The 10,238-nt window shown below is 62.4% G+C and carries 9 protein-coding genes; 3 read left to right on the plus strand and 6 right to left on the minus strand.

What is annotated here, in order from left to right:
- Positions 1-87: 87 nt before the first annotated feature.
- The 5 genes from MF6394_RS12760 to MF6394_RS12780 are packed head-to-tail and all read right to left on the minus strand — an operon-like array spanning position 88 to position 6,305.
- A complete protein-coding gene (locus tag MF6394_RS12760; RefSeq protein WP_078466787.1) occupies positions 88-849 on the minus strand; it encodes an enoyl-CoA hydratase/isomerase family protein in 762 nt (253 codons plus the stop codon).
- Positions 846-2,003, minus strand: a complete 1,158-nt coding sequence (gene atuD, locus MF6394_RS12765) for a citronellyl-CoA dehydrogenase (RefSeq protein ID WP_032895979.1) — start codon at positions 2,001-2,003, stop codon at positions 846-848. Before atuD ends, MF6394_RS12760 begins: the two co-directional genes overlap by 4 nt.
- Before the next feature lie 17 nt (positions 2,004-2,020).
- The gene (gene atuC, locus MF6394_RS12770; RefSeq protein ID WP_078466788.1) at positions 2,021-3,637 is read right to left on the minus strand and encodes a geranyl-CoA carboxylase subunit beta; all 1,617 of its coding nucleotides are present in this window, start codon (positions 3,635-3,637) and stop codon (positions 2,021-2,023) included.
- 4 nt (positions 3,638-3,641) lie between these two features.
- Positions 3,642-4,514 (minus strand): SDR family oxidoreductase, encoded by an 873-nt coding sequence (locus MF6394_RS12775; RefSeq protein ID WP_078466789.1) that lies wholly within the window; start codon positions 4,512-4,514, stop codon positions 3,642-3,644.
- 12 nt (positions 4,515-4,526) lie between these two features.
- On the minus strand, positions 4,527-6,305 hold the full coding sequence (locus MF6394_RS12780; protein ID WP_078466790.1) for an acyclic terpene utilization AtuA family protein: 1,779 nt from the start codon (positions 6,303-6,305) through the stop codon (positions 4,527-4,529).
- A gap of 153 nt (positions 6,306-6,458) precedes the next feature.
- Here MF6394_RS12780 and MF6394_RS12785 point away from each other — a divergent pair, with 153 nt between their 5' ends.
- Positions 6,459-7,082, plus strand: a complete 624-nt coding sequence (locus MF6394_RS12785; RefSeq protein WP_044274936.1) for a TetR/AcrR family transcriptional regulator — start codon at positions 6,459-6,461, stop codon at positions 7,080-7,082.
- A 92-nt stretch (positions 7,083-7,174) separates the two neighbouring features.
- Entirely contained in the window at positions 7,175-7,963 is a 789-nt protein-coding gene (locus tag MF6394_RS12790; protein ID WP_069558721.1) for a substrate-binding periplasmic protein, read from the plus strand.
- Positions 7,964-8,626: 663 nt separating this feature from the next.
- Here the strand turns inward: MF6394_RS12790 and MF6394_RS12800 are convergent.
- Positions 8,627-9,178, minus strand: a complete 552-nt coding sequence (locus MF6394_RS12800; protein ID WP_003192867.1) for an RNA polymerase factor sigma-70 — start codon at positions 9,176-9,178, stop codon at positions 8,627-8,629.
- A gap of 301 nt (positions 9,179-9,479) precedes the next feature.
- Between MF6394_RS12800 and MF6394_RS12805 the strand changes: the two genes are divergently transcribed.
- The gene (locus MF6394_RS12805; protein WP_044274933.1) at positions 9,480-10,232 is read left to right on the plus strand and encodes a thioesterase II family protein; all 753 of its coding nucleotides are present in this window, start codon (positions 9,480-9,482) and stop codon (positions 10,230-10,232) included.
- Positions 10,233-10,238: the final 6 nt, after the last annotated feature.

The following is a 10,238-nucleotide window of genomic DNA, read 5'->3' on the forward strand; positions in this document are numbered from 1 at the left end:
GGCGTGTGTTGGGGCCTCTTCGCAGGCAAGCCAGCTCCCACATTTGAAATGTGTTCCCCTGTGGGAGCTGGCTTGCCTGCGATGGCGTCATCCAGACCAACTCGGCTTTCGCTTCTGCACAAACGCCTGCGTCCCCTCAACCCCTTCCTCACTCCTCACCGCCTCGGCAAACCACTGCGCCCCGCGATCCAGCACGGTCTCAAGCGGCTCATCCACACTGGCCAACAACAAGGCCTTGGTCCGCGCATTCGCCCCCGGCGCACACTGCAACACCTGCCCCAATACCTCATCCACACGCTGCGCCAATGCCTGCGAGTCGTGCTCGACAAAATGCACCACGCCCAACCGCCCAGCCTCCACCCCATCAAACCGAGCCGCCGTCAGCGCCAGGCGCCGCGCGTGGGTAAGGCCAATACGCTTGACCACAAACGGCGCAATCTGCGCCGGCAGCAACCCCAGGCGGGTCTCGGGCAAGCCGAACTGCGCCTGGCCCGCTGCAATCGCAATATCACTCACGCACGCCAGCCCGAACCCACCGCCCAGCACCGCGCCTTGCAGCACCACGATCACCACTTGCGCCAGCGCCTGAACCTCTTGCAGCAAGGTGCCAAACGCACGGTTCAATGCTTGCAACTGCCCCCCGGCGCCGGCCAGATCCTTCACATCGGCCCCCGCGCAAAAATGCCCGCCCGCGCCGCTGATCACCACGGCACGCACCTGGCTGTCCAACTGAGCCAGTACCGCACGCAGTTCATTGACCATTTCAAGGCTCATCGCATTGCGGCATTCGGGGCGGTTGAGGGTGATGTGCAGCACGCCGTTATGGGCTTCGAGCAGCAAGGTATTCATGGCTTTTTACCGGGCAGGGTGCCCATCAGTTTGCAGATGATGCCCAGCATGATTTCGTCGGCACCGCCGCCAATCGACACCAGGCGCACGTCGCGATAGGCGCGGGCCACCGGGTTGTCCCACATGAAACCCATGCCGCCCCAATATTGCAGGCAACTGTCGCTGACCTCACGGCCCAGCCGCCCGGCCTTGAGCTTGGCCATTGAGGCCAGCCGCGTGACGTCCTGGCCCTTGATGTACTGCTCGGTGGCCTGGTAGACCAAGGCGCGCAGGCATTCGATTTCGGTGGCCAGTTCCGCCAGGCGGAAGTGGATCACCTGGTTATCAATGAGCGCTTTGCCGAAGGTCTGGCGCTCTTTGCAGTATTCGATGGTGCTGTCGATGCAGTGCTCCAGGCCCTTGATCATATTGGCCGCGCCGAACAGGCGTTCTTCCTGGAACTGCAACATCTGCATCATGAAGCCCGCGCCCTCGTGGCCGATGCGGTTGCGTTGCGGCACGCGCACGCCATCGAAAAACACCTGGGCGGTCTCGGAGCTGTGCATGCCGAGTTTTTCCAACGGCGGGCTGACGCTGATGCCGGGGCTGTTCATCGGCACCATGATCAGCGACTTGTTGATATGCGGTTTGTCGTCGGACGTGTTGGCCAGCAGGCAGATGAAGTCGGCGCTGGGCGAATTGGTGATCCACATCTTGCTGCCGTTGATCACATAGTCGTCGCCATCCTTGCGCGCATGGGTCTTGAGCCCGGCCACGTCGGAGCCCGCACCGGTTTCCGAGACGCCGATGCAGCCGACCTGTTCGCCGCTGATGGCTGGGCGCAGGAATTCCTCGCGCAGTTCATCGGAGCCGAAGCGCGCCAAGGCAGGGGTGCACATGTCGGTCTGCACGCCGATGGACATGGGGATGCCGCCGCAGCGGATGGTGCCGAACTCTTCGGCGGCGACGATGGAATAGCTGTAGTCCAGGCCCATGCCGCCGAATTTTTCCGGTTTGGAAATGCCCAGCAGGCCGAGGTCGCCGGCTTTGCGGAAGATCTCGTGAATGGGAAAACGCCCGGCTTTTTCCCATTCATCCACGTGCGGGTTGATCTCGCGGTCGACGAAGGCGCGCACGGTGCGGCGCAGTTCCTGGTGTTCCTGGGTGAAGATCATTTTTATTGTTCTCCTGATTAGAAGCGCGCCACACCAAAGCTGCTGGGTTGCAGTTGCCGCCGTTCGGCTTCGTGACAGATATCCAGCAAAAAACCGAGCAAGGTGCGGGTGTCCCGTGGATCAATCAGCCCGTCGTCCCACAGGTTGGCGCTGCCGTAGAGGGCGGTGGACTGGCTGTCGAGTTTCTGCGCGGTGACCTGTTCGAGCATGTCGAGCACCTTGGGGTCGGGCACCAGGCCGTCCTTGAGTTGCTTGGCCTCGGTGACAATGCGCAGCACTTTGCCGGCCTGTGCGCCGCCCATCACCGCGGTGCGGCTGTTGGGCCAGGCGAAGATAAAGCGCGGGTCCAGGCCGCGGCCGCACATCGCGTAGTTACCAGCACCGTAGGAGCCACCGACCACGATAGTGAGTTTAGGCACACGGGCGTTGGCCACTGCCTGGATCATCTTCGCGCCGTGCTTGATCACCCCTTGCTGTTCCGACTCGGTGCCCACCATGAAACCGGTGGTGTTGTGCAAAAACAGCAGCGGCGTGCGGCTCTGGTCGCACAGCTGGATAAACTGCGCGGCTTTGCTCGCGCCCTTCGGCGTGATGGGGCCGTTATTGCCAATCACCCCCACGGCACGCCCCTGGATGTGCAAATGGGCGCAGACGGTGTGGGGGTCGAACTCGCCCTTGAATTCCAGCAGGTTGGAACCGTCGGCCAGGCGCGCCAGGATTTCGCGCACGTCGTATGGTTTTTTCGGGTCATCGGGGATCAGCCCCAACAGCTCTTCAATCGGGTACAGCGGTTCGCGATAGGCGCGTTGGGGGGCCTGCGGCAAGCGGTCATTCCAGGGCAGCAGGCCCACAATCTCACGCACGATCCGCACGCCATCGGCATCGTCCTGGGCCAGGTACTCAGCGGTGCCGGCGGTTTGCGCGTGCATCTGCGCGCCACCCAGTTCTTCATCGGTGGCGATTTCGCCGGTGGCGGCCTTGAGCAACGGTGGCCCGGCGAGGAACAGCTTGGCCTTGCCGCGCACCACCACCACGTAATCCGACAGGCCCGGCTGATACGCACCGCCGGCCGTGGCCGAGCCATGCACCACGGTAATCTGCGGCAAGCCCATGGCCGACATGCGCGCCTGGTTGGCAAAGCTGCGTGCGCCTTCGACGAAAATCTCGGCGGCGTAGTTGAGGTTGGCGCCGCCGCTTTCGGCGAGGGTCACCACCGGCAATTTGTTCTCCATGGCGATCTGTTGCAGGCGCAGGGATTTCTTCAGCCCGGAAGGGGAAATGGTGCCGCCCTTGATCGCGCTGTTATTGGCCACCACCAGCATGCGCACGCCGCTGACATAGCCGATACCGGCGATCAGCCCGCCACCGGCGGCGCTGCCGTCCTTGTCGTCGTGGAGTTTGTAGCCGGCCAGGCTGGCCAGTTCCAGGAACGGCGCGCCGGGGTCCAGCAGCAGGTTGAGGCGCTCACGGGGCAGCAATTGGCCGCGCTTGTCGAACTTGGGCTTGGCTTCCTGGGCCTTGGCCAGCAGGGTGTGTTCCAGCTGGCGCAACTGGGCGATGGACGCCAGCATGGCTTCGCGGTTTTGCGCGAACGCTGGGCTGTTGGGGTCGATCAGGGTTTCAATGGTTGGCATGGCGTTATTGCTCCGCCTTGAGCACATCCGGCAGGTAGGCGCGGTGGAACCCATTGAACGGCTTGCTCGGTGCCGGCGCTTTGGGCAGCGGCCATGCGCGGCTGCCCAGGCTCGCGGCGCCGTCGATGCGCAGGGTGCTGCCGCTGATAAAGGCCGCAGCCGGGCTGAGCAGGAAGACGATGGCCGCGCTGACTTCCGACTCGGTGCCGATGCGCTTGAGCGGCACATGCTCACGCAGGGTGGGAATCACCGCCTTGAACGCGCCTTCGTAAGTGTCCATGCCGCTGGAGGCGATCCAGCCAGGCGCCACGGCGTTGACGCGCACCCCGGCATAGCCCCACTCAAACGCGGCGGTCTTGGTGAAGTTGTCCATGCCGGAGCGCGCCGCGCCGGAGTGGCCCATGCCGGGCATGCCGCCCCACATGTCGGCGAGCATGTTGACGATTGCGCCGCCGTGCTTGCTCATCGACTGGTTGAACACCTCCCGGGCCATCAGGAAACCGCCCACCAGGTTGGTGCGCAGTACGGTTTCAAAGCCCTTTTGATTGATCGCGGCCAGTGGCGACGGGTATTGGCCGCCGGCGTTATTCACCAGGCCATGAATGGGGCCGTGGTCGTGCAGAACTTGCGTGACCAGTGCCTTCACCGCCTCTTCATCGCGGATATCACAGGCCTGCCAATGGGCGAGGCCACCGTCTTCGGTAATTTCCTGGGCTACCTGCTGCAACTTGTCCGGCTTGCGCCCCACCAGGATCACGCGAGCGCCCAGGGCCGCCAGTTCATGGGCGGTGCAGCGGCCAATGCCACTGCCGCCACCGGTGACGATCAGGGTGTGCCCCTGGAACAGGTCGGCTTTGAAGATCGAATCGAAGGCCACGGCGACAGTCCTTTAGCTGAGTTGGTCGGCAATGTGCTGCGGTACGGCGATGGGGATTTCCAGCAGTTGCTGGGCGAAGGCCTTGCCCTGGGGGTCGATGCGCAGGCTGGCGATGCCGCCACCGCCCAAGGCGTTTTCCAGCAGGAAGTTGAGGCTGTGGCTGCCGGGCAAGTACCAGCGTTCGACGCGGCCATGGATCGGGTCGAGCACGTGGTCCATCCAGTCGACGATCACCTCCGGGGTCAGGGCTTCGGCGATCCACGGCAGGTAGTCGGGGTGGCGGGCGATCACCCCGATATTGCTGTGGTTGCCCTTGTCACCGGAGCGCGCCACGGCGAGTTTGACCAGCGGCACGCTGGCGTCGGCACGGCCCTGGGGCTTGGCCGGCTCGATGGGCGCGGCCGGCGTGAGCAGGGGCGCGCAGGCGGGCAACTCAACGGCATGGCGTTGGCCCTGGTAATCGATGGCGACGGTGCAGGACGATTTGTCGATCAGGAACGAAAACAGCCGGATCAGCGGGTACACCGTCGGCCGCCCGCCGACAATGCCGGTCAGGCCCGGCGCCATGCCGGTGGCCGCCTGGGCGATCTCGCGCGCGAACAGCACCAGCGCCTGCTTGCTCGGGTGCCGCACCGCCAGCTTCAACACCACTTCACGGCAATCCACACGCCGGGCATGGGCGCCGTAGGTGGCTTCGCTGCCCAGCAGTTCGATGTTGACGTCGGTGTAGGGGGGCCAGCCGCGCTGGCTGAACAGCTCTGATGTTTTGTTGATGAGCGCCTGGCTGACCCGCTTGGCCTTGGCTACCGCGTCGATGCCGGCGATCAGGCAGCTGGCGGTACAGCGAAAGCCATCGGGGTAGGTGGCGCTGACCTTGTACTGGTCGGTGGGTGGCAGGCCCTTGGCGCCGTGCAGGCGCACCGCGTGTTTGCCTTGTTGCTGCAGTTTGACCTGGCTGAAATCGCAGATCACGTCCGGCAGCACATAGGCGCGCGGGTCACCGATTTCATACAGCAGTTGTTCGGACACGCTGAGTTCGCTGATCAGGCCGCCGCTGCCCTCGACCTTGTTCACAGTGAACTGGCCGTCGGCGCTGACTTCGACGATGGGGAAGCCGATGTGTTCGTAGTCGGGCACGTCACGCCAGTCGGTGAAGTTACCGCCGGTGCACTGCGCGCCGCACTCGATGATATGCCCGGCCAGGGCGGCCTGGGCCAGGTGATCGTAGTCCTGCCACGACCAGTTGAATTCATGCACCAGTGCCGCGCTGACCACTGCGCTGTCGACCACGCGGCCGGTGATGACAATATCGGCGCCGAGCCCCAAAGCCTGGGCAATGCCCGGTGCGCCGAGGTAGGCATTGGCGGACACGCACAGGGGCGGCAGTGGGGCACCGTTGAACATGTCGGTGACAGGCGGCAGCTGTTTGAGTTGAGGGTGCAGGTCATCGCCGAGCAACACGGCGATTTTCATCGGGATGTGCGCGTTATCGCAGGCCGCTTGCAGGGCGGCGGCGCAGGCTTGGGGGTTGATGCCGCCGGCGTTGCTGATCACCCGAATGCCCTGACGCTGGATATCCGCCAGCAAGGGCGTGAGCACCTCGACAAAATCCGTGGCGTAGCCGGCCTTGGGGTCTTTCAGGCGGGCACCGGCGAGGATCGACATGGTGACTTCCGCCAGGTAATCGAACACTAGGTAATCCAGGGCGCCGCCCTGCACCAATTGGGCGGCGGCGGTGCAGGTGTCGCCCCAGAAGGCGCTGGCGCAGCCGATACGTACCGTCTTGCTCATGAGAAATCCTTCCTCCAAGGGCTGGCGTCGAGACTACCAAGCAAGCGCTTGGTTTGTAAACTCCAGTCACAAGTTTTACCCAAGCGCTTGCTTGGGTGGCAGTCACGGCCTAAATTGCCGGCCAAGACGACAGTAGACGTGAAGGAGAGCAGCATGGATGAGCACAAAGCCCTGGGGGTGATGCGCACCATGGTCGATGCAGGCCAATTGACCGACCCCGAGAGCGCCCGCGGCAAGTTGCTGCAAACCGCGGCTCATCTGTTTCGCAACAAGGGGTTCGAGCGCACCACCGTGCGAGATCTGGCCGGCGCCGTGGGCATCCAGTCCGGCAGCATCTTTCATCACTTCAAGAGCAAGGATGAGATCTTGCGTGCGGTGATGGAGGAAACCATCCACTACAACACCGCGATGATGCGCGCTTCACTGGAGGAGGCGAACACGGTGCGCGAACGCGTACTGGCGCTGATCCGCTGCGAGTTGCAGTCGATCATGGGCGGCAGTGGCGAGGCCATGGCGGTGCTGGTCTACGAATGGCGCTCGCTGTCGGCCGAAGGCCAGGCGCACGTGCTGGCCCTGCGTGACGTGTATGAGCAGATCTGGTTGCAGGTGCTGGGCGAGGCCAAGGCCGCTGGCTACATCCGGGGCGATGTGTTTATCACCCGGCGCTTCCTCACCGGCGCTTTGTCATGGACCACCACCTGGTTTCGCGCCCAAGGCAGCATGACCCTTGAAGAGTTGGCCGAAGAGGCCTTGTTGATGGTGCTGAAGGCGGACTGAAGCGCAAGCCATTAATTTGCTGGCGAAAGTTGTCTCCCCCGGTAAAAACGCCTAGCTTATCGGCATTGAACTCTTCAACGGTGTGTGCCTCGATGTTTTCGCCATGGCGGCTGGCTGCAGGACTTACTTTATGGGCACTGGGCACCGCCGCGTGGACGCAGGCCGGTGCCGCGCAGTTGGTGAGAATCGGCGCGGCGCACTTTCCGCCCTACACCGTGCGCCCCGAGCAAGGGGCCGACACCGGGTTGTTGCCGCAATTGGTCGAAGCGTTGAACGCTGCGCAAACCGATTACCAGTTTGTGGTGGTGCCTACCTCGATCCCCCGACGTTTTCGCGACTTCGAGCAAGGCCGGGTCGACATGGCGATCTTCGAAAACCCGGCCTGGGGTTGGCAGAATATTGCCCATACCAGTGTTGATATGGGGCTCGAAGATGCGGAAATTTTTGTCGCTCAGCGTCAGCCCGGGCGCGACCAGAGTTATTTCTCTGACCTTACCGGTAAACGTCTGGCGGTGTTCAGTGGGTATCACTATGCCTTTGCTGACTTCAATCCTGATCCCAAGAACATGGCCGAGCGTTTCAATGCGACGTTGACGTACTCCCATGACAGTAATCTGCTGATGGTTGCTCGTGGGCGTGCGGATATTGCGTTGGTTACCCGTTCGTACCTGAGTGATTTCATGGTGCGTAACGCGGACATGGCGGGGAAGTTTTTGGTGTCGGAGCGTATTGACCAGGTGTATCACCACTATGCGTTGCTGCGGCCAAAGGCACCGATCACCGGGCCGGCGTTTGCCGGGTTGCTCAAGGGGCTGCGTGATAATGGCCAGATGTTGAAGATTTTCGAGCCGTATCGAATTGATGTGATGCCACTGCCTTGAAATCTCAGTAAATAAAAGCCTTCGGGGCCAGTGGGATCAACTGTGTGGCTTGCCTGCGATGACGGCCTACCAGCCGACACCTATCTACCTGACACCCCACGATCCAACTGTGGGAGCTGGCTTGCCTGCGATGACGGCCTACCAGCCGACACCTATCGACCTGACGCCCCACGATCCAACTGTGGGAGCTGGCTTGCCTGCGATGACGGCCTACCAGCCGACACCTATCGACCTGACGCCCCACGACCCAACTGTGGGAGCGGGCTTGCTCGCGAAGGCGGCCAGACAGTCAACACAGTTGGATTGTGTACATATCCATTGCTGCGGTAACGGCCACTTAGGGTTCCGCTCTGACAGCGGGTCACTTTTGGAAAAGAGCCCCAAAAGTAACCAAAAGGGCTCTTGCCCCACCACTCGGCACCTCGCTTGGGCTCGGTGTGCCCGTAATCCGCCAGTGATTTGGGGGGCCGCCGCCACGCGCCATCCATGGCGCGGGGCGGCTAAACCGGCATCCCTGCCGGTTTACCCCCCAAATCCCTGTCGAATTCCGGCCAGCGTGGTTTAACGGGGCGTCTAAGATCAAGATCAAAAGCAGATCAAAAGCGGCTCGCTTCGCATCGTGGTTACCGTTGGAAGCTGCCGCCCATACATTACTCGCTGTGCTCAAACCCGCCGCGCAAACGTATCGCTATGGCTACCCGACACCTTGCGGCAATGCACCAGCGCGTCGCGAATCATGAAGTTCACCAGCGTCGGCGACACCCCAAGCTCCTTGGCGATGTCTTTTTGCGGCACGCCATGCAGGCGGTACATCTCGAACGCGTAGCGGGTGCGCTGTGGCAACTCCGTCAGGGCGTCGGCGATGTTTTCCAGGGTGTTGAAATTGATGTGCGAGGTTTCCGGTGAAGCGCCGTGAATAACCACATTCAAGCCTTCCTCTTCGGTCCCGGAGTATTTGAGCTCCAGGGCCTGCTTGCGGTAGTGATCGATCGCCAGGTTGCGCACGATCTGGAACAGATAACTCAGTTGGGCCTTGAACGATGAGGTGATAGTCGGTGCCGACTGCAGCCGAAAATAGGCGTCTTGCACCACGTCTTCGGCGCGGGAGCGGCACCCGGTGATGCGGGCCGCGATCTTCACCAGGATCAGCCGATTGTCGACGAACGCCTGAAGAAGGGGTGAATCGCACCTGCCTGTGGATACTGGTTCCGTCATGGAAATCACCTTGTTGCTAATAGGTTAGGGGAGGGCATCCCTGCTGAGGCCTCCTACACATCGGGCAACAAATTATGCTGAATGATAATGATTGTCAAATGAGAAGGCGAACTAATCTTATGCCTTGGGCAAAGGTGTGAACCACGTCTCGCTCGCCCCCGGCGACTAATTATTTGCCGCCTCCGTCCGTTCTCATGGGTGACAGGTTCGTTAGCACAACGGCCAAGGATCAGCACCCGCAGGAGGACCAGATGGGTTTTTATCGTGCATTCAGCGTGTTTCAGTTTGGAGTCCTCGCCGGATGAGTACGCCCCTGCGGCTACGCCTGTTTTGCCTGCCCCATTCAGGCGCCAGCGCCTCGGTCTATGCGCGCTGGCGCCGGGTGCTGCCGGACTGGTTGCAAGTGTGCCCGCTGGAATTGCCGGGGCGCGGCATGCGCATGGACGAGCCGTTGCAGCGCGATATCAAGGCCCTGGCCGCGCAGCTTGCTGAAGAGATCAGCCGTGATCTGGATGGCCCTTATGCCTTGTTCGGCCACAGCCTTGGCGGGCTGTTGGCGTTTGAACTGGCTCACGCTTTAAACGCGCGCAATCTGCCTGCGCCCCTGGCGTTGTTTGCGTCCGGTACGGCGGGCCCGGCGCGTCGTGATGTGAGCGAGTACGCCGTCGAAAAGACCGATGCCCAACTCATTGCCCGCCTGCGCGAATTACAGGGGACCGCCGAAGAAGCCCTGGCCAACCCTGAGTTGATGCAACTGATGTTGCCGATCCTGCGCGCTGATTTTCTGCTGTGCGGCAGTTTCACCTATGGCGAGCGCCAGCCCCTGGCGCTGCCGATCCATGTGTTCGGTGGCAAGCAGGACAGCGTGCGTGCCGACCAGTTGCTCGACTGGCAACTCGACGCCGCCAGTGGGTTTTCCCTGGACATGTTTGACGGCCACCACTTCTTTCTCGTGCAGCACGAAAGCGCCGTGCTGCGCTGTGTGCGTCGCTATGCCGACGAGCACCTGACGCGCTGGCGCATTGGCGCGGCGCGGCAGCTCGCCGCCGGCTGAACCCCA

Origin of the sequence: Pseudomonas sp. MF6394, assembly GCF_002018845.1 — a bacterium.
Taxonomy (GTDB): Bacteria; Pseudomonadota; Gammaproteobacteria; order Pseudomonadales; family Pseudomonadaceae; genus Aquipseudomonas; species Aquipseudomonas lactis.

What these genes read in the sequence shown, in the direction of transcription:
- MF6394_RS12760 (WP_078466787.1), bottom strand. Translation starts at nt 849, where the DNA reads ATGAATACCTTGCTGCTCGAAGCCCATAACGGCGTGCTGCACATCACC.
- atuD (WP_032895979.1), bottom strand. Translation starts at nt 2,003, where the DNA reads ATGATCTTCACCCAGGAACACCAGGAACTGCGCCGCACCGTGCGCGCC.
- atuC (WP_078466788.1), bottom strand. Translation starts at nt 3,637, where the DNA reads ATGCCAACCATTGAAACCCTGATCGACCCCAACAGCCCAGCGTTCGCG.
- MF6394_RS12780 (WP_078466790.1), bottom strand. Translation starts at nt 6,305, where the DNA reads ATGAGCAAGACGGTACGTATCGGCTGCGCCAGCGCCTTCTGGGGCGAC.
- MF6394_RS12785 (WP_044274936.1), top strand. Translation starts at nt 6,459, where the DNA reads ATGGATGAGCACAAAGCCCTGGGGGTGATGCGCACCATGGTCGATGCA.
- MF6394_RS12790 (WP_069558721.1), top strand. Translation starts at nt 7,175, where the DNA reads ATGTTTTCGCCATGGCGGCTGGCTGCAGGACTTACTTTATGGGCACTG.
- MF6394_RS12800 (WP_003192867.1), bottom strand. Translation starts at nt 9,178, where the DNA reads ATGACGGAACCAGTATCCACAGGCAGGTGCGATTCACCCCTTCTTCAG.
- MF6394_RS12805 (WP_044274933.1), top strand. Translation starts at nt 9,480, where the DNA reads ATGAGTACGCCCCTGCGGCTACGCCTGTTTTGCCTGCCCCATTCAGGC.